The organism is Luteolibacter flavescens (assembly GCF_025950085.1).
Classification (GTDB): Bacteria; Verrucomicrobiota; Verrucomicrobiia; order Verrucomicrobiales; family Akkermansiaceae; genus Haloferula; species Haloferula flavescens.
Genome location: NZ_JAPDDS010000011.1, coordinates 169,733 through 188,667 on the forward strand (window position 1 = coordinate 169,733; position 18,935 = coordinate 188,667).

Sequence of the window (18,935 nt, forward strand, 5' to 3'; positions counted from 1 at the left end):
CGTCAAAGCAGGCCGAGTTCCCCGGCGATCCGCTCGATTAGCGCCCGGACTTCGCCGGCTGGGGAAGCTCTGTTCCATCGGTCGAAGTTTTCCTTCTCCGACGTGTGGAGGTTCCCGATGACCTGTTCCCACCAGTATGGTGCGTCGGTCACGCGTGCCAGGTCGGAGTCCCCCGACTCGTTGAGCTGCCGCTCGATGTCATCGAACGGGTAGCAGTAGCGCAGGATGAGCTCTCGCTCCCACCGGTTGATCAGGATGGTGATGGAGGATTCTCCCGGGGGCTTGCGGACTGGCATGCCCTGAAAGCTGCCCCGTCGACCCAATGCGATCAAGTTCGAGCCCGTGGCCCCTCCATGCCGGCACACCTCAGCATCTCGTCCAATCTCCCGCCTCATCGGCGGGCCAAACCGCAAACCAACCAACAACCATGCCTACAACCCTGTATTACCGCGAAGGCGGCTCCGACAAAGTCTATCAGGCCGACATCGAACCGGCCGGTGATGGCTTCCAGGTCACCTTCGCCTACGGCCGGCGCGGAGCCACGCTCCAGACCGGCACCAAGACCCCGAAACCCGTCAGCCGGGCTGAAGCCGAATCGATCGCCGCGAAGCTCATCGCTTCCAAGCTCGCCAAAGGTTACACGCCTGCGGAGGACGGCACGCCCTACCACGCCACCAGCAACGAAGGCCGTGACAGCGGAGTCCGCCCGCAACTCCTCAACCCGGTCGAAGAATGCGAGCTGCCCCGGCTGCTCGGCGACACCCGCCAGGTCCTCCAGGAAAAGCACGACGGCAAGCGGATGCTCGTCCGCAAGCTCGGCAAGGACGTCCACGGCATCAACCGCCGCGGGCTCATTGTCGCGCTGCCGCAGCCGATTGCCGAAGCCGCCTTGGGCATCCCCGTCGATCTCCTCATCGACGGCGAGGCCGTGGGAGATGTCCTCCACGCCTTCGACCTTCTCCAGGTCAAAGGCAACGATGTAAGGGATCGCTCGTACCTCGACCGCTTTGCCGGTCTGCTCCGCCAGCTCGACGCCAACAGCGCGATCCGACCGGTCAGCACCGTCGTCGAGCCGAAGGACAAACAGGCGATGTTCGACACCCTCCGCACGACCGGGGCCGAGGGCGTCGTCTTCAAAGACATGCACAGCCACTTCAAGCCCGGCCGCCCGAACTCGGGAGGGCCGCATTTGAAGTTCAAGTTCGTCACCACCGCGTCCTTCATCGTCGGAGCGATCAACAACCGTCGCAGCGTCGCGCTCGTCCTCCTCGACGGAGACGAACGCGTGCCCGCCGGCAACGTCACCATCCCACCTGATCACGACATCCCGGCACCGGGCGACACCGTGGAGGTGAGGTTCCTCTACGCCTTCCCCGAAAGCGGCTGCATCTACCAGCCGGTCTATCGCGGAAGGCGCGATGACATCGACCCCGCCGACTGCCACGTCCGGCAGCTCAATTACAAGGACCAGAGCATCGCCGCCTGAATCCACAACCCACCGCACTTGTAAAGGCACAGCCTTAGCACCCGCGGAAAAGGCCCCGTTCGCAGCACGTCTGCGGCGGGGCCTTTCCGCATCCATCCCCAACCACCGAACAGCCACATGAATCCAACCCCGCTCAGCCAAGAACCGCCAAGCCGTCTGGCCTGGCTATTCAAGGCCGCAGAACGCAGCTCACACCGCCGTCCCGGCGACCTGCTGCCCATCGCGTGCCAGCTTCCCGAAACTGCCATGAACGACCCGTTCCAACACCTCGCCGGCCTCGACATGTTGAAAGCGTGGCAGGCCAAGTACTTGGCCTTTTCCAAGGGAGAACCACTCGTTCGCCCCGCGCTCGAAGGCGCCCTATGGAGGACAGCAGAGCGCTCTTTTTTACATCACTTCCGGGACTTCCTTTTCCGATGCTTCCTGTTGGACGGCAACTGCCTTGGTGACTTGGGCAATGCCGTCTTGGATCAAAAGCAGCACGAGGATCCAGCCGACCGCTCCAAGTGCGACGAACTTCGCAACGTCTCCCAGGATCGGAAAGGTCAAGCTGCTGTTCCAGAGCATGTGGAGTCCGATGGAGATGGCCAGAATCCGCAGGACTGGCCACTCAAACAACATCCCAAGTGCGAACCTCCTGCCCCCCATGTGGCGCCACAGGGCTCCCGCCGCCGCAGCCGTCCAGATGACGTGGGTGAAGGGTGCCAGCAGTCCGCGCATGATCATGGTTCCGAAATCGGTTCCACCAAAGGCGTCTGCATTCGCGATATAACCCGCCGTCTCAAACGCGGCAAAACCCGCCCCGACGGCCGAGCCAAGTAGCAGCCCGTTCAATGTCCACTGTATGCCAGACCACTTTCTGGCCACCGCGACAACGGCCAAGAGCTTCCCGGTTTCCTCGATCGGACCCGCAGCAACAGGACCAAGCCATAGGCCCACGCCAGTGGCATCGAAAAGGAACAAGCTGAACACGAGTGACAACAGCCCACCAAGGAAGAACAGCTTCAGCACCCGGTAGAAAGAGATGTTCCCGGGAGTGTTGGTCTCCAGAAAGAAAACCATTACCGAGAAGGGAATCGAAAAGGCCCCCATGAATACCCACCCTGGATAAAGGTTCGGATTCTGAAAGCGGATGATTGCCCAAGTAAAGGCGAGGGTCACGAGGACGGAGAAGGCAAGCAACCGGACAAACACCCAAGGTGCCGGCCAACCTTGTCCCACCTCGGACAGCGGAGGTGTCGTCCGGCTGGTGCCGACAGCAAAGCACTCTTCCATTTCCTCGGCGGTACGCTTTCGGAAGATGGATCCGAACACGCCCTTGGCCCGCCCACCGTCGAGCACTTCGAGACCGGCGGCACTGCTGATCCCACCGGCGACCCTGCTAAGCGTCAAACCGACGAGACTGGTTCCTGATGTACCAGGGGTCGGTGGTGGTGTTTTGAAGTTCGTGAACGCGACATGGAAGGGCATCCACTCGTCGCTTCCTTCGCGGATTACTTGGGTATCGGACAAGATCACACCGCACCGATGGAGTTCCGCCATCGACGTTTCCCCGAGTGGCCCGACGGCAGTTTCCCCGTTCGAGTAGTACCAGTTCATTTTGTGGAGACCATGTTGCTGTCGTAAACAAAGACACTCGGCGCGAACGCGCTGAAGCCGCCGTCCAACCTATCGTTTATCGATATCGTCAAGGAGCCCTTCGACGCCTTGTATCGTCTGGTTCTATTGCCGACTTCATCCTCGGTTGTCTCGGTTTTGATCTCCGTTCCAAGAAACCGACCCATGTCCTCTGCCAAGATCTCAACCAGAGCCGTAGGGTAATCGCTTTTGAAGCCGTAATCGAGCTCCACACACGCAAGGCGATCATCCTTAAACGAAAGGTGAATCCCCTCGCAAGGCCGGGAAAGTATGCCGTCCAGATCAAGTCGTCCCCCTTTCGCCCCCTCCCCGGAAAGCACCTCAGATCCGGGCATCACACCCTGTAGGTTCCTTCCGGAACTGAGTTCACTGAAGATCCCACGGGATTTGAGATCCTTCATGATCGTTGCGCACTCGTCTTTCCTGGCCCCGATGGTGAAGACCCAGATGCGTGCCGGAACTCCAAGCCATCCTCCGCCGCTCCCCGTCGCCGGTGGATTGGCATTCCTCAAACCCAAGCCGCCACCGTATTTCCAGATCGCCACGCACGTCGCTATGACGACGAGCGCGCACAGCAATCCAATCCGCAGCCGGTTCGATCCTGGCGGCACTGCTGGGCGGCCCAACCCGGCCTCTGGTGCTCCAAGATCCGACCAGGAATTGGTGACGGCACTTCCGGCAGGCGGAACGAGAATCTCGACGTTGCAGGAAGGGCAACTCGCGATGACTCCAGCCGCTTCATCGTCAGCCGATACGGAAGCGTGGCATTGGGGACACACAAACTTGATCATGATACTTGGAGAGTGATCAGCCGAATTGAAGGCAAGAGCTGAGAGTCCGGCAAGCTACAGACAAAGACGGCCGCGGAAGGGCGCCACTACAAAGGAAACACGCGTGATTCCCATCACTCATCGACTTCGTAGCGGACCGGCAACCCCTTCTGCCGGTCTTCCATCCCTTGGACCATAAGCGCATACGCCTTCAGTTCATCACCGGAGGCACGCTCAGCAAGGATCCTCGCCACCTCGCCATGGACCGGATCCCGGTATCCCTGCATGTAAAGTTCGTAGGCTGCTCGATTTGCCTTCTGCTTGGAGCTGTAGGTTGAACGGGAACTTTCAATCGCACGTTGTGCAAGCGCCCGCTCGCGGAACTCTCGGCCGGCCCGCTCCCGCTCGATCTTCGATCGGATTTTGCTGCCGAGCGCTGGCACTAAAAGCAGGCTCACAATGGCGATTCCCACTGCCTTCTTGCGTGAACCAACCCATTTCAGAACGGCATCGACATCAACGTTACCCGCCACTCTCGCCATCGTAGACGGGCTGGTTTCCCTTCGCCGGTCAGGGTCCGTTTGATCGAGACCCAACGCTTCCTTGCGGGCTTGAGATGATCCGATTTTGAAAGTTTCCCCGAAGGTGCTCCAGTCCGTTGAACCCTCAGCCACGATGGGAGTTACGTCGTCGATCGTGCCGCAGCGGCGCAGGGCATCAATCGCCTCTTGGGGGAGCGGACCCACTACGGTTGTACCGTCGCTGCAGTAGTACCAGTTCATTTTCTCGGAGGGAGGGACAAGTGTGGGCATCGTTGCGGTGCTCCAGCACCGGTAACCACGATCGACACAAAGCCTGCGAACCGCTCCCTTTTCACACTACCGATGGTGAGGTGTAAAGCCCAGCATTGGACCTCTATGCTTCCCGGCTCAAATGGGGAGTTCCACGGTCCAAAACCTGCTGAAGCGCTTGAAGGCGTTGCGCGTCCAGCGGGGCTTGACCCAAGAGCGGTTCGCCGAGTCCGCTGGGATTTCCTACAAATACTATCAGGCAGTAGAGGCCGGCCGGAAGCAGGACCTTCGGCTCTCCACCTTGGAGCGCTTGGCGAAGGCACACGGATTGGAACCCTGGGAACTGCTGCGACCTGGTGGAGAACCCTTGCGGCAAGCAGAGACGGGGAGAAAAAAGCACCTCCGGTAGTCTCAGACCGGGACGTCATCTGAGGAATTCTCGACCTCTTTGGACCACAGGAAGGATCGGTCGTTGCACGGGAGTGCATCCAGACGCCTCAGACCAATGGAGCGGAGTAGGACTTCAGTTCCAGCGCTTGGGAAAACGTCCCAATTCTGATGCGCCGCTCGGTCAACGAAGGTACCGGGCCGTGGACGACATCGGGAAACCCGTCATGTGTCACTCCATCCAGATCGCGACCGGTGAGATGTTTTCGCGCACCTCCCCACTGTTTGAAGAAGAATGGCACCCCCGCGTCCAAACAGAGGTCCCGGATCCGCGAAACCCAGCTCTTCTGGATCGGCCGCGCACCGGGCCCACTCTCGCCGCCAACGATGACCCAATCGATGCCGCTCAAATCAAAGTCCCTCAGGTCCTCCAGCAGTGGCTCCACCGAGAGGAACTTCACGCCAACATTGGCAGCACGGAGCATCTCCAACCTGGGCAGGCCATGCTTCCGGTCTTCCACGCTCACGCCCCACCAGATGTGCTTCATCCGGGCCAGATTCTTCAGTGGGCCGTCAAGCGACTCCAGAAGGCGCTGAGGCCGCTTGGTGAGCACCTGATAGACGTGCCAATCCGCGGCCTCCATGACCTGGCCAACCAGGCCGATGTAGTCGTCCGGAACGCCCTCGTGAAAGAGATCGCTCATCGAGTTGACGAAGATCTTCTTTGGCGAAGGCCATCGCAAGGGTGCATCCAGCTTGTCGGGGACAAGCCGCAGGTCGAACCCGAACTCGAACGGATGGCCCGGAATTCCCCGCCATCGCTCGGCGAAGGTCTTGGCGTAGCAATTCTTGCAGCCGGGGCTGATCTTGGTGCAACCCCGAACCGGGTTCCAGGTTGCATTCGTCCACTCGATCTTTGATTGATCGCTCATGAAATCATTGGGGGTTTTGTGAATCGTCAGCCCTCGACCTGCGGAGGGTCACCGGGCGCACCTTCCAACCGGCAGCGGACCATCTCTGCAATGCGACCAATCTCCGGACTCGTCGCAGCTAGTTCGTCCGCGTGATAGGCGGCTTGGAGTTCCTTATCGAGATCCACCGCTTCTTCGGCGGTGAAGTCGGGGCTGGCGGATCTGGCAATCAAATGGATCAGGTTCATCGGTAGAATTCCTCCTGGTATTCGCTCCGGGCGGCAATCTCCCGGAGCTTGTTCATGGCCTTGTGGATCGTTCGGTCGACCATCGCGCGCTGGATGCCGAGATCGGTCGCCACCGCCACCGGCGGCTCATGCTTGAGTTTCACCCGCTCGAAGATCTCGAACTGCCGGAGCGGGATCTGGTTTCTCAAGTCCTCAATCAACGTCGCGAGGAGCGACTGCTGGAACGCGTCTGACTCGGATTCCGACTCATCAGGCAGCTCAGCCTCCACCCCCTCGTGCATAAAGCGCTGATCCAGGGGCCGCTCCTTCCTCAATTTGTCCACGACACGGGCGTTGGTCAGCTTGCGCAGGAAGGTGCGCAGGCGCCCCTTAGTTGCATCGTAGCCGTATTGGCTCTTGGAAAAGAAATTGGCGACAACCATCGCGACCGCATCCTCGACAAATTCGCGGGTCGGCTGCTGGCCGCCGGTGTGCCGTCGGTAGGAGGCACGTGCGATGGCGGCAATCGGCTCATGGTAGAGTTCGAGAAAGCGCTTCCACGACACCTGCCAACTCGCCCCGCCATCAGGGTCTTTGAGCTGCGTTATCAAATGCAGTGGGGTAGTCGGGAAAAGGCCGCTCATCGGAGGTAGATGCTTTGAATGGAATGGGCGTTGCTGGTGCCTGGGATTAGATTCGGTAGCGGGAAATTCTCAAAGGATCATCTGCCGGCGACCTGGGGCTAGTCGGAGTGCACCAGGTTCGTCACCCGATGTGGCACGGCGCCACAGGATGGCTGGAGCACCGTGCCTCAACAGATTCGCTCAGTTTCCGAACACCCCGTCACCGCCGCATACGGCACACTTCCACTGGCCATTGCCGCCGGACCATCCGGTCCCCTTGCAGCTTTGGCATTTCACTCCTGCAGCATAGGCGACCGCTCCCAAGGCGGAAGCGGCCACGACGGCGATCACGATGTACTTTTTCATCTGAGTGGGACTGATTTTCGGTTGTCTGGTCATGGGCAGCCCGGAGATCCGGACCGGACGCATTGGCTTCGGAATCCCAGCGATACCTCCCGCTCGGGACATTCCACAGGGTGGACCGGACGGGCACTGAGGTTGGCAGACGACTGCATCCACCTGCTGATTCGGTGGTCGTGGGCGAATCTCCCCAGAAAAATGGGATTATTTTTCGGGCAGGATGCGCCGATATTCCCCGAATGCGGGAAACTCCTGCTCGAGCTTTTCCCACTTAATCTCCTCTAAAGTCCGTTCAGAGAAGTCCTCCGGCATGCTCTGGAAGGCTGAATCCCTGTCTTCCTGACATCCAGATAGATCGCCCTGTTGCACGCGCATTTCTCCACGGAGCCGATAGTATTCAGGCCTCGCCTCCGGACTAGCCGTTTCCAACAAGTTAGTCAGATACTCTTCCCCCTTCCGCGGATACCCCAACGCGCCGAACAGTCTAACCCGCCACCCGGGATCGATGTCATCGGAATGAAAGGCTGTCAGTGCAGGGTCAACGATTCCTTTGTCCACCGCGCTTTGGTTGCCCGAGGATTGTTCCAAGAGCAGCTTAGCAAGGCGAGCGGTCGGCAGCAGCGCTAGCTGAGGGAAGATCTCGGAGAGAAGTGCGAACTCCTTGAGAGCGATCTGGTAGTTGCCCTCCCCGAGCGAATGGTCCAAGCCGGACCACATCGCATGGAAGGCCTCCCGCTGCTTGTCGCTGGCGGCGTCGAAGACCGGAAGGGTCTGATAATTTCCCAGTGGTCCGGTAACCAATAGGTGAATCAAATTCTTCCTCTCCTCATCGCCACGCTCATTGGGGATAGGAATACGGGCAGCAACTGCCACTCCTGATCCGTCAAATGCGGGGTTCTCGGCCTGGCTAGCCTTCTTCCGATGTAACCAAGGGAACAGCAAGATCACTGTGGCTGCCGCGATACAGATTAAGATCCCCAAGGGCTTGAGGCGTCTGTTGAACTTCTCAGGGGGGGCGGCAGGCTGCCCCTGAATTGCCGATGCCATGGACTTGAAATCCAAGTAGCGCTCGTCGGGTCGCTCCTCCACCGCCCTTCGGATCACCGCGTGGAGTCGTTTCCATTCCGCACGTTCCGACTCCGGCATCGACGCCTCGCCCTGCGGCGGCCAGTTGAATGCCGAACGCCCCATTCGGTCGGGTGAGTTCCCGGTCAAGAGTGTGTACATTGTCGCCGCCGCGCCGTACATGTCCACATGCCCTCCGGCATACCAAGACGGAGCCGCATAGCCCGGAGTGCCGCGGCGGGTGTTCTCCATGCTGTCTGCCCCAAGGAGGCTGATGTCGCTCAGGCACGATCGCCCGTCGAAGAAGAGAATGTTCTCGGGCTTCACATCGCGGTGCACCAACCCCGCGGCCGACAGGGTTTGCAGCGCCTCAAGGAGTGGAATTATCAGCAAGACGATTTCTCCTGAGGAAAGCCAGGCAGGTTCCGCCGCCCTTGCTCGCAACAGGGAGCCAAGCGTCCAGGGCCGCCAACTTTCGTCAGCGGGGTCTAGGCCCGAATTCCCATCGGCCAGCGGCATCACACTGAACAGCCCATGCTCGTGTCGATTCACGTGCTCGATGGGCATCAAGTGCGGCGAGCGCAGTTGGGCCGCTGCTTTCCGGTATTCGCCCAGAGCATGATGCTCCTTCTCAAGCAGGTCGGTGTCTCGCGCCGGTATGAACTTCAGCGCCCGGTAGTCGCCCATCGCCTCCGACCGGCAAAGCCAGACCTCACCGAAGCCCCCCTGTCCGATGACGCGGATCAGGCGATAGCCGTCGAGCAGTTGGTCCTTTTGCAGCAGTGACATGCGAGATTCTAGGCGACCCTACCACGGAACAGGAGGCCACCTGTGCCCTCAGATCGAGTGTTTCGCCGGCCAGGTCGTCAAGCTCGCTGTGCCGACACACCAGAACGCGCGGCCAAAAAAAACACCCATTTCCTGGGGAGATTCTTCGTCTGCTTCCGAATCTGAAAGAGAAGGCGTTGGTCTTGGTCGTCCCCCACCGAAGCCACCCGGAACCCGTTAAATGCCCGACCTCAGTTTACTCACAACAATGCCCACGAAAAAATACGCGAACGACGAAGAGCGAAAAGCCGCCAAACGCGCGAGGGATCGACTGGCCTACGCTGCAAACCCGGAGCCACACCGGGCTCGAAGCAGAAACTACCAAGCAACCCAGCGGCAAGCAGTCCGAATCTCTCAACTCATTGCTGCGGCGAACATCATCACCGAACTCGCTGACCAGATGGGGATCGAGTGAACCGACTCGTCGGATCAAGGATTCTCGGTCGTCGGGCATTGTTACGAGATTCAAAGGGAAGCCGAGGTAGTTTGCCAGATCTCCGAGTCGGCTTTCAGGAAGAATCACAAGCAGCATCCCAAGCCCGCGCCGACTCAACGGGGTGGGATCGAAGCCCCTCTTTTGCATTGAGTTGCCCGGATCCTCTGGTCGGCTCGGCCACCTATTGTAGAAGAACAAGCCTGTCCTCACTGCGGTTCCCTAGCGGTCGCCGATTCCGATCGCCCTTGGGTTTTGATCGGGCCCAGATCCAAGACCCTCGAACATCGATGGGCGACCCTTGAAGGGGCCGCGGTCTACAGCGGACTTTCTCGCCGGACCTTGGAGGAAGTCGTCAAAAACGGCGGAATCCGGATGGCCTCGGTCAGGGTGAAGCCCGGCAACCGTCGTGGGAGGCGGCTGGTCGATCTGCGAAGCTTGGATGCTTGGATCGAACAATGGATCAGCCGACCTTTTGAGGGAATTCGCTGAACCCCTTACTCAGAGCGCGCCAAGTCAACCACCAGGTCCGGCACGAAATCCGGATTCCGGTGATCCAAGTAGCCGTGCGGATTCGCAATGACCCTCGTACTTCCGATCCGGTAGTCCTGCGAGTGGTGGATGTGCCCGTGGATCCACAATCGAGGTCCATCGGACTCGATCCACTCGTCCAAGCGCGACGCATAGGCACAGCTCACCGGATCGGAACCGCGATCACCGGGCAAAGAACGCGCCGAGGGAGCATGATGCGTGACGACCACGGAACGCCGGGGATCCCCCGTTGCCAGGAACTCCCTGATTCTCCTGACGGACTCGAGGTGCCAAGCCCGCGTATCGCTAGGCTTGATCCGCCGGTAGGTCACCGAGTGCCGGATTCGCCGGTAGTCGTTCATCACCATGGCCTCGATCGCACCGATCCGCGCATCACCGAAAAGCGCGAGGTCGGTCCACAGCGTGCAGCCGAAAAAACGCCATCCGTTCAACTCGACCACCTCGTTCTCGATCACGTGGATCTTCGTGTCCGCGGCATCCGCCTTGAGCTTCGCCAACAGCCCCGGGATTTTCTCGCCGTAGAACTCATGGTTCCCCGCGATATAGATCACCGTCTGGTCCGGGAACTCCTCCCAGATCCAGGCGAGGCCGTTGCGCTTGATGTGGACGTCGCCCGCAAGCACCACGAGATCGGCATCGACCTCGGGCAACGAGACCGGGCCGAATTCGAGGTGCAGGTCGCTGAGGATGCGGAGGATCATGGTGAATGTTGGGGATGATTCGGTCTCGCGCCGCCCCCCCCGGTTTCAACGTCGTCGAAGAAAGCCCACAATTTGAAGGGCCATGTCCTTCCGCACACCAGCCTCGACCAGCCTCTCCTTGGAGCATTCCCGCAGCAGTTCCACGCTCGAGATCCCGGCCTCTTCAAGCCGGCGTATCGTCCCTTGAGCCGGCGATGGCTTGCCGCTACCCAGATGGCTAGTCCTGAGGCGCAAGAAGACCGGCCCTAAGGGACTACACCAGGATACCAGATTCATCAGTCGAAGCGACATTCCCTGCATCCGCTGGAAAGCCCGCTTGACCAGTAGAATCCGCTCGTCGCCCGCGGTGCACTCCTGTTTGAGGTGGAAAAAGAAGCAGCGGATGTCCCACAGGTTTCGCATCGCGCCGAGGAGGAACAACCGGTCATCCCTCCACGGCTCCTGGATCTCATCCAGGTCACTGATCTTCCATCGCCTCTCCAGATCCGCAGGCAAGGCACCATGTGCCCGCTGCCACAGAACGATGGTGCGCAGCATAGCTTGGTAGCCCGCCTTCCGCGATGCCTCATCTTTGGCAGTGACCTTCCAACCATGGTCGATTCTCAGTGAGCCAAAGATCTCGGATGCCTTGGAAAAACCCTTCTGCCCCCGGATCCAGCTCTGAAACAACACCGACTTCGTCTCATCGCGGCTCGTCCAGTCATCCACCTGAGCCGCCATCGCATCGCTGAAAGGCTTCCGCAGCACCGGTCGGTTGGTCATCAACTCGGTGAGGAGCAGGAGGTCCAGCATGCCAAAGCCGAGCAGCATCCCGTCCTGCTCATCGATACTCAAAAGGTCCCGGGTCAGCTGCGCCACCCCTGCGGCCGTCTTGAGGGGAAGACTACCACGCACCGCGGCTTGGCCAAGGCGGGTCGAAACCCACTCATCCTCGTCCTCGAATGCCAGCAGGTTGGAGCACGATCCCAGCCACCTCAATGTCGGAGCACAGTCTCCGACGACTTCAGCACCGTTCATCGTGCTGGAGATGAACTTCTCCACCTCGGCGGTTTTGAACTTCGCTTCGGGCCGCCTGGCGAGGAACGACAGCACCGCTTTGGCGAGGGGGGGCTCACCGCCACTGCCCGGACTGCTTTTGGCGGCTTGAAGGAACACCGACCGCAAAGTCGGCACCTGATTTCTCTCAATCTGGCCGCGAAGCTCTTCCACGCCCCTCGCCTCCCCCGGTTTCAGAATCAAATAGGCCTGCCCGGGCCGGCTACCACGCCCCGCCCGCCCGGTCATCTGCTGCAATGCGCCGACCGGAAGTGGCTCGCCGGGTCCAAAGCTGAGGTCCCGGACGATGACATGGGTGGCCGGCAAGTTCACCCCCATCGCCAAGGCCGCCGTGCTCACCACGCAGCGAGTGCTTCCCTCCTGAACCTGACGCCTCACGCCGGCTTTGGTCGCGCTGCTCATCCGGGAATGATAGCAGGCCGCTCCTTTCGGCCCGCAAAGCTCACCCAGCTCGGACTGCAAGACCCTCGCCAGCGCTCCTGCCCACGCGGTCTGGTAGACGAAAATCAGCACTGAATGGGTGGGATCTTCCAGAATCGTCCGGACCTTCTGGACCACGACCGACTGGATATCCTCTTGGGGCTCGATCTGGCAGATCGACCTCCGCAGCGCCGGCCTGCGGACCTCGGATTGCACCGCATCACAGGGATCCAACCATCGCACCAGCGGGGCCACCTTCCCCAGCGTCGCCGACAGCAGCACGAGGCGCGGCAGCACGCGCAGGGTGCGGAAGGACGTCACCACGTATTCCAGCGATGCACCCCGGACGGCATCCGCCAGCAAGTGCGCTTCATCCACACAAACGACTCGGAACGACGAGATCCAGTCGTCGAAATCGGGATTCCTCAGGATCGCTTCGATCCGCTCCGGCGTGGCGATCACGATCTCCCCCTCCTCTGGCGGCGGGCTCTGCATGGTCTCCTCGTTGAGGCGATAGTCGCCGGTGGAGATGCTCACTCCGATTTTTCGCCCCAGCACCTCCTGCAGCTCTGCGGTCAGTGACTTCAGTTCGTCGAATTTCTCCTGCGCGATCGCCCGGAGCGGTTCGAGCAGCAGCACCCGCCCTCCCGACAACGCGCCCCGGAGCAGCGCCAGGTAGGCGAGCAGCGACTTGCCTGAATTCGTTGGTCCCGCGATCAGCAAGTTCCGCCGAGAGGTCAGCAGTTGGCCATCCCGGATCGCCTTGACCTGGATGTCCGACGGCAAGCTATCCGGAACCAGGTGCCCGACCATCCGGTCCCATGGCTCACCCAATGAGAGATCCGCCCACCGGATCACCGGACCACCGGTCTCGGTGGCATCTCCCACGGACTCCAGCGGGATCTCAATCATCGTAGCGGAGGATTTTCCGGAGCGCCGGGTAGATCTTCGACATCTCGGCGGCGGGCAGATCCTGCACCCGGCTCGCCACCCACTGCCGTTGGGCAAATCCACTCAGGGGCTCCATCGCGAGGAACAAAGGCACGATCGTCAGGTCGAGGTCCTGATCGATTCCGTGGAGCTTCAGCAGCAGCTTGAGGTTCTTCTTCCTTGGTTTGATCTCGCCGCTCGCCCATCGGGAAAACTGGGGCGGGGTGATGCCGATGGCCTTGGCGATGGTCTCCTTCTGTCCGTGCGGAATCGAGTCCACGAGGTAGCGAAGGTTCTCCCGGAAGATCGAGCTGTCCCGCGTGTAGAAGGGCACGGACACCAGCTCCTCCGCCTCTACCTTGAAGACCTCGCCCAAGACCCGAACCTCGTCAGGCTTCGCCTCCACCCCGGCCAGCAGGCCATGCGACCTGCTGAATCCAAGGTAGGTCCGCGTGAGTTTGTTCAGCTCCACCGACCACAGGGACGGGTCCGGGTGCCGCTGGCGCATCAGCCACCGGAGGTTCAAGCAGCACTGGTTGAGATCGGTGAGTCCTCGCACGGCTTGCTTTTAGACTGCCAAAAGCGCAAGAATCAAACTTAATTCTTGCTTCCATTGAAATGAAGTGTTCGCTTGAACTCGTCAAATGAACACCGCGCCAGCACCTCATTTGAACCCCGCCCAACAGCGGATGATCGACCATGGCGTTCTGGACTCCGGCTTTAGCACCGTCCTGCAAATGCCCACTGGCTCGGGCAAAACCTGGCTCGCCCGGGAAGCCATCCGGTCCTCGCTGAGCCGGGGATTCCGTGCCGTCTACCTCAGCCCGCTCCGTGCTTTGGCAGATGAGCTTTCTACGTCCTGGACCTCCGTGTTTCCAGACTCTCCGGTCGGAGTCTTCACCGGCGACTACGGCAAGCCCGGCAAGGCCCTGCCGGTCTCCTACTTCGATGCCCGGGTGATGATCATGACCCCCGAGCGGCTCGATGCGTGCACACGAGCCTGGCGATCTCACTGGGCCTGGATCCCGGAGGTCGACTGGCTTGTCGTGGACGAGCTGCACCTGCTCGGCGACGGCCAGCGGGGAGCCCGCCTCGAAGGAACCATCTCCCGCTTCCGCCGCCTTAATCCCTTCTGCCGGGTCCTCGGCCTTTCAGCAACCCTCGGCAACCGCGGGCAACTGGCCGACTGGCTCGACGGGGTCGAGCTTGGGAGCGATTGGCGGCAAGTCCCGCTCGAATGGAAAGTGGTGCGCTATCGGAAGCCGGACGAGAAACCCGGCCTCCTCGCCACGGAAGTAACCCGCATCCGGGATGCAGGCGGTCAGAGTCTTGTCTTCGTCCAAAGCCGCCGCCGCTGCGAACACCTCGCCAAATGGCTTCGGGATCAGGGACTCCAAGCCGACCATCACCACGCCGGCCTCACCCACGATTCGCGTCGCAAGGTGGAATGGGGCTTCAGGGAAAGTGCAACACAGGTTCTCGTCGCCACCGGAACCCTTGAAATGGGAATCAATCTGCCCGCCCGGCAAGTGATCCTTTACGACCTTCAGGGCTTCGATGGACAGGGATTCACTCCCTTGGCGGTCAACACCGTCTGGCAGCGGGCCGGCAGGGCGGGACGTCCCGGTCTCGACCCGGTGGGAGAAGCAGTGCTCTTTGCCCCCTCTTGGGAGAAGTCCGCCGACCGCTATGCGCTCGGGCGATTCGAACCGATAATCTCCGGATTGACCGAACCCCAGGCCATGGCCGAGCAGATCCTCGCGGAGGTCCACTCCGGTCTCGCCCGCACCACTGACCAGTTGGAACGGGTCTTCCACAGCTCACTCGCCGCGTTTCAAGGCAAGACCCTCAAGATCCGCCGGATGGTCACCGAGATGCTGGATGCCGGGATGCTCCGCGAGGAAGAGCGCGAAACACGCGTCATCCTCCACGCCACTCCCCTCGGGCGCATCGCGTGCCGCCATCAGCTCCGCCCTGCCACTGTCCTCCACCTCCGCCGCCTGCTGGAGGGAAAGGCCGCCCTGACGGACTTCGACCTGCTTCTCGCCTGTGCCAGCGCTCCCGACTGCGAACTTGTCCTTCCCATGGACTTCGAGGATTTGGAGAACCTCGCTGAAGAGCTGACCCGCCAGACATCACGCCTTCTCGCAGACCCGGGACACAACCATCTTTCCATCGGAGACAAACGACTCCTCGCCGCCCTCAAGACCTGCATCGTACTCTGGCGTTGGACGGTGCTTGGCGACGAGGAAATGGTGGCCGAGGAAGACGGGATCTACCCCTTTGAGATCTCCCGCCTCATTGAGTCGATGGACCGGTTGCTCTTGGCATCCGCTTCGATCCAGAAGCTCATCGACACCCCTCGCCTCCCCGAAGGCGTCGAGCCGCCCGTCATGGATAAGCAGCCGAAGTCGGCAAGTCTGCTCCGCATCGAACTCCTGCGCCAGAAGGTGCTGAACGGCATTGATGGACCCGCAGCATCCCTGACCTTGATCGATGGCATCGGCTCAGCTTGGGCTCGCAAACTCTCCGCAGGAGGTATCCCCGACCTTGCCGCCCTGGCTCGGTCCTCCGTGGAAACACTCACAGCGCTTCCAGGACTGTCCGCCAAGCGGGCCACCAAGTGGATTTCAGAAGCATCCTCCGCCGACCTCCAGGTACCTCCGCCCGTCGATGCCCCCCGGGTCCCGACCTTCCCTCCCGACGAGGACATGCCCGTCGACCCCTACCGCCTGCGCCGAGCCCTCGACCTCAAGGTCGCCGGTTATGGCAGGAACCGTTGGTCGGTCGCGGGCGGATCGGAGCCACGCCTCGTCCAACTTGAAGGCGGAGTCTTCTCGTGCAACTGCCCCGACCATGCCAAGGGCCGGGACTGCAAGCACCTCATCGCCGTGCGGTTGCACCGGAAAGATCCCGAGCTCTGCCGCCTGGTTGCCTCCTTCCGCTTCGGCCAGATGCCCTCCCATCCCTACCTCGACCTCTTCCTACTCTGGTTCCAACGATGAATGCCAAAATCCTCGACACCCCTTCCGGTCCGATCCGGTTTCCTGCCTACGTGCCTGTCACCACCTTTGGTGGCAAGTATCCCCTCGATGGGCTGATCCAACCCTACCTTCCCCGACTCGCCCCAGCATTGATGGTTAGCCACCACTATGCCCGACAGATGCGGGAGAAACCCCGCCTGCCCGTCATGATCGACTCCGGCGGCTTCGCAGCCCTGTTCGAAGGCAGCAAGGTCCTTGCCCGGAAGGGTCTGGGAATTCTCGAAATCCATCTGGGCGAAGAACCCGAGCTACTCACCCCATGGGATGTCCTGGAGTTTCAGGAACAACATGCCGACATCGCCTTCACCCTCGACTTCCCCATCCCTCCGAACCTGCCGATTCGCGACGCCAGACGTCGCCAGAAGCTCACTATCGCAAACGCCTGCTGGGCGCTTGAGAATCGCCGGCGACGCGAGATGAGGCTCTTCGCCTGCATCCAGGCGTGGGATTCGGAAAGCGCGCGCGACTGCGCCCGTCAACTCGCGGAGCGTCCCTTTGATGGCTTCGCGATCGGAGGGCTCGTGCCTCGTGCTTGGGACTGGGAGCTCCTTTCGTCCATCGTCCTCAGCGTGAGGAACGAAGTTGGCTCGCGCCCCCTCCACATCTTCGGCCTCGGAAAGCCGGAACTCGCCGCCAAGCTCTTCGAACTCGGCGTCGACTCGGTCGACTCAAGCTCCTACGTCAAAGCGGCTGCCGACGGAGTTTCCTGGGCAACAGGTTCAAAAGTTCCAGACCCGAGCGTGTCGGACCGACTCGCTCTAGCCCTATCCAATCTGGCTCTGGCGACAGGTTCCACTCTGCCACTATCCGTGGGAAAGCTCTTCCCAACGAGGTGCTAGGCGCTTTGGGGAAATCGAGCAATCCGGTTGACAAAAGTTGACACCGCGACTTTCCTCTCGCCGACCCCCGCATGGCGAAAATCCTCAACCTTCCACTCCTTCAGGCCACCTTGGCCGAGAAGGGGCTGAGCCAGACCGCCCTATCGGAGGCACTTGGCCTCAGCAAGGCGGCGGTATCCAAGTGGTTCAAGGGTAAGTCCTTCCCTCGTCCGCAAGAGCTTCTCAAGCTCGGCAAACTTTTGGGACTTGGATTCAAGGATCTGGTCCAGAGCGGCCCGGCTGCCGCCGAACCGCTGGTTGCCTTCCGAAAGCGGGCCGGAACGGTTACCAAGGACGAACACACTTCGCGTGCTCAGGACATGGGGCGACTTCTGGCCCCGGTGGTCACCCATTTGCCGTTCGACAACTTCGTGGCTCCTGTCCGTCTAAAAGACCCTCAGCTGGACTACGACTACATCCAGCAGCTGGTGACCAAAGTCAGGTTGGAACTCGACCTGGACCCGGTGAAGCCAATCGATTTCGAGAACCTGATCGGCAAGTTCAACGAGCTGCAGGCGGTCCTGGTACCCGTGATGTGGGGTAAGAAATCCCGCCACGAAAACGCGCTCCACATTTACCTGCCGGATTCGAGGACGACCTGGGTGTTTCTCAACCTCGATAGTGAGCTACACGATTTCAAGTTCTGGATGGCTCACGAACTCGGCCACGTCTTGAGCGTCAGCCTGCTCGAAGGAAACGAGATCGAGCGGGCCGAAGATTTTGCGGACGCTTTTGCGGGAGCACTCCTGTTCCCCGAAAGAGCCGCCGCCGAATCGCTCGACGAGTATTCCCGTAAAAAGACGGACGCCACCAGGATTCAGGCGATCCTTCGCATTGCGAAGGATTACCTGATTTCACCGTTCTCCGTCTATCGGGAGATCCAGCGCTATTGCGAGCACCACGAGCTGCCCTTCGCCACGGTGAAACAGCCGTCGCTCCACGCTGCAATCAGCCAGTTTAACAAGCGCTACCAGACGATCCGGGAGATGCTCTTCGACGGTGATGTGCCATCGGCCGATCACTACATGAGGATCAGCAACGAGACCTTTAGCACTCCGGTTTTCAAGGCGCTTGGCGACTACGTGAAGGCAACCGAGGTATCCCCCTCGGTGCTCAGCCGCATGCTCGATGTTCCCCTGTGGGATGCCCGTGAGCTGAAGCAAGCCCTGGCCTGAAGCCGCCACCCCTGATCGTCATGGCGCAGACCAAGGTACTCCTGGACACCAACAGCTACCTGCGCCTCGCGTTCAATCTCCATCCCCTCCTTTTCGTGCCGTTTGGGGATGAGGCCTACACGCTGTACGTTCACCCGGACCTCCGGGCGGAATGTGATCGGGAGCCCAGGCTACGGAACAAGTTCGACTGGGTGCGCCTGCCGAAGTTCGAGGAGAACCGGAAGCGCCCGCTCCAACTGAGCAATGCGCAGAAAAAGGCCATCGCCGAGAACTTCGATTTCATGTGGGGCCACGTGGCCGCGGAAGGACTCAGCCCATCACCGGTCGACACCCGTATCCTCGCCACGGCGCTTGAGCTTGAAATCCACGTCGTAACCGATGATCGCGGCATGATCGATCTGGCGAAGGAGTATGGCGTCCCCACCTGGACCACTTTGGAACTCATGAAGCAGATGTTCGATGCGGATCATCTCTCGATCGAGAAGGTCCGCATGCTGGTTGCGCAGTGGATCTACGACGAAGATCTGCCTGCGCGAGAACTCCGCACGCCGTACCGGGATTTTTTCGGCGAAGATCCTCCGACAGGTTTTGCGTGAACTGAGCGCTCATTTCCGCCGCGGCCGCCATCAATCTCTTGACTGTTTCAGATCGTCGCGTTGA

General features: G+C 60.7%; 18 protein-coding genes. 7 read left to right on the top strand and 11 right to left on the bottom strand.

Annotated elements, in window-relative coordinates; all coding sequences use genetic code 11:
- Positions 1 to 2: 2 nt before the first annotated feature.
- Positions 3 to 296: a hypothetical protein gene (locus OKA04_RS18340; protein WP_264502657.1), complete on the bottom strand. Its 294-nt coding sequence runs from the start codon at positions 294 to 296 to the stop codon at positions 3 to 5.
- A 131-nt stretch (positions 297 to 427) separates the two neighbouring features.
- Here OKA04_RS18340 and OKA04_RS18345 point away from each other — a divergent pair, with 131 nt between their 5' ends.
- Complete coding sequence (locus tag OKA04_RS18345) at positions 428 to 1,486, top strand: WGR domain-containing protein (RefSeq protein WP_264502658.1); 1,059 nt, start codon at positions 428 to 430, stop codon at positions 1,484 to 1,486.
- Between the two features lie 387 nt (positions 1,487 to 1,873).
- Here the strand turns inward: OKA04_RS18345 and OKA04_RS18350 are convergent, their stop codons facing one another.
- From OKA04_RS18350 to OKA04_RS18360, 3 genes are all read right to left on the bottom strand, one after another.
- Positions 1,874 to 3,085, bottom strand: coding sequence for a PrsW family glutamic-type intramembrane protease (locus tag OKA04_RS18350; protein WP_264502659.1), 1,212 nt, complete (start codon positions 3,083 to 3,085; stop codon positions 1,874 to 1,876).
- The gene (locus OKA04_RS18355) at positions 3,082 to 3,915 is read right to left on the bottom strand and encodes a hypothetical protein (RefSeq protein ID WP_264502660.1); all 834 of its coding nucleotides are present in this window, start codon (positions 3,913 to 3,915) and stop codon (positions 3,082 to 3,084) included. The genes OKA04_RS18350 and OKA04_RS18355 overlap by 4 nt, the downstream gene beginning before the upstream one ends.
- Positions 3,916 to 4,028: 113 nt before the next feature.
- Positions 4,029 to 4,676 (bottom strand): hypothetical protein, encoded by a 648-nt coding sequence (locus OKA04_RS18360; RefSeq protein ID WP_264502661.1) that lies wholly within the window; start codon positions 4,674 to 4,676, stop codon positions 4,029 to 4,031.
- 151 nt (positions 4,677 to 4,827) lie between these two features.
- Here OKA04_RS18360 and OKA04_RS24685 point away from each other — a divergent pair, with 151 nt between their 5' ends.
- Positions 4,828 to 5,094: a helix-turn-helix domain-containing protein gene (locus OKA04_RS24685; protein ID WP_343226904.1), complete on the top strand. Its 267-nt coding sequence runs from the start codon at positions 4,828 to 4,830 to the stop codon at positions 5,092 to 5,094.
- Between the two features lie 88 nt (positions 5,095 to 5,182).
- Here the strand turns inward: OKA04_RS24685 and OKA04_RS18365 are convergent, their stop codons facing one another.
- The 4 genes from OKA04_RS18365 to OKA04_RS18380 all read right to left on the bottom strand — a co-directional run bounded on the left by OKA04_RS18365 (position 5,183) and on the right by OKA04_RS18380 (position 9,047).
- The gene (locus OKA04_RS18365; RefSeq protein WP_264502662.1) at positions 5,183 to 6,004 is read right to left on the bottom strand and encodes a DUF5131 family protein; all 822 of its coding nucleotides are present in this window, start codon (positions 6,002 to 6,004) and stop codon (positions 5,183 to 5,185) included.
- Positions 6,005 to 6,030: 26 nt separating this feature from the next.
- Positions 6,031 to 6,231 (bottom strand): hypothetical protein, encoded by a 201-nt coding sequence (locus OKA04_RS18370; RefSeq protein WP_264502663.1) that lies wholly within the window; start codon positions 6,229 to 6,231, stop codon positions 6,031 to 6,033.
- Complete coding sequence (locus tag OKA04_RS18375) at positions 6,228 to 6,854, bottom strand: sigma-70 family RNA polymerase sigma factor (protein ID WP_264502664.1); 627 nt, start codon at positions 6,852 to 6,854, stop codon at positions 6,228 to 6,230. Before OKA04_RS18375 ends, OKA04_RS18370 begins: the two co-directional genes overlap by 4 nt.
- A 543-nt stretch (positions 6,855 to 7,397) precedes the next feature.
- The gene (locus OKA04_RS18380; RefSeq protein WP_264502665.1) at positions 7,398 to 9,047 is read right to left on the bottom strand and encodes a serine/threonine protein kinase; all 1,650 of its coding nucleotides are present in this window, start codon (positions 9,045 to 9,047) and stop codon (positions 7,398 to 7,400) included.
- 727 nt (positions 9,048 to 9,774) lie between these two features.
- On the opposite strand from OKA04_RS18380, the gene OKA04_RS24820 reads away from it, so the two are divergent.
- The gene (locus OKA04_RS24820; protein WP_484522149.1) at positions 9,775 to 10,011 is read left to right on the top strand and encodes a helix-turn-helix domain-containing protein; all 237 of its coding nucleotides are present in this window, start codon (positions 9,775 to 9,777) and stop codon (positions 10,009 to 10,011) included.
- A gap of 5 nt (positions 10,012 to 10,016) precedes the next feature.
- On the opposite strand, the gene OKA04_RS18385 is transcribed toward OKA04_RS24820, so the two are convergent.
- The 3 genes from OKA04_RS18385 to OKA04_RS18395 are packed head-to-tail and all read right to left on the bottom strand — an operon-like array spanning position 10,017 to position 13,686.
- Positions 10,017 to 10,772 carry a metallophosphoesterase gene (locus tag OKA04_RS18385; RefSeq protein ID WP_264502666.1) on the bottom strand — a complete coding sequence of 252 codons (756 nt, stop codon included), beginning with the start codon at positions 10,770 to 10,772 and terminating at the stop codon, positions 10,017 to 10,019.
- A gap of 45 nt (positions 10,773 to 10,817) precedes the next feature.
- The gene (locus OKA04_RS18390) at positions 10,818 to 13,160 is read right to left on the bottom strand and encodes a DEAD/DEAH box helicase (protein WP_264502667.1); all 2,343 of its coding nucleotides are present in this window, start codon (positions 13,158 to 13,160) and stop codon (positions 10,818 to 10,820) included.
- On the bottom strand, positions 13,153 to 13,686 hold the full coding sequence (locus tag OKA04_RS18395) for a hypothetical protein (RefSeq protein WP_264502668.1): 534 nt from the start codon (positions 13,684 to 13,686) through the stop codon (positions 13,153 to 13,155). Before OKA04_RS18395 ends, OKA04_RS18390 begins: the two co-directional genes overlap by 8 nt.
- A gap of 136 nt (positions 13,687 to 13,822) precedes the next feature.
- On the opposite strand from OKA04_RS18395, the gene OKA04_RS18400 reads away from it, so the two are divergent.
- From OKA04_RS18400 to OKA04_RS18415, 4 genes are all read left to right on the top strand, one after another.
- A complete protein-coding gene (locus OKA04_RS18400; protein WP_264502669.1) occupies positions 13,823 to 16,183 on the top strand; it encodes a DEAD/DEAH box helicase in 2,361 nt (786 codons plus the stop codon).
- Positions 16,180 to 17,061 carry a tRNA-guanine transglycosylase gene (locus tag OKA04_RS18405; RefSeq protein WP_264502670.1) on the top strand — a complete coding sequence of 294 codons (882 nt, stop codon included), beginning with the start codon at positions 16,180 to 16,182 and terminating at the stop codon, positions 17,059 to 17,061. Before OKA04_RS18400 ends, OKA04_RS18405 begins: the two co-directional genes overlap by 4 nt.
- Before the next feature lie 71 nt (positions 17,062 to 17,132).
- Positions 17,133 to 18,275, top strand: coding sequence for an ImmA/IrrE family metallo-endopeptidase (locus tag OKA04_RS18410; RefSeq protein WP_264502671.1), 1,143 nt, complete (start codon positions 17,133 to 17,135; stop codon positions 18,273 to 18,275).
- 20 nt (positions 18,276 to 18,295) lie between these two features.
- On the top strand, positions 18,296 to 18,871 hold the full coding sequence (locus OKA04_RS18415) for a hypothetical protein (protein ID WP_264502672.1): 576 nt from the start codon (positions 18,296 to 18,298) through the stop codon (positions 18,869 to 18,871).
- Positions 18,872 to 18,935 lie beyond the last annotated feature (64 nt).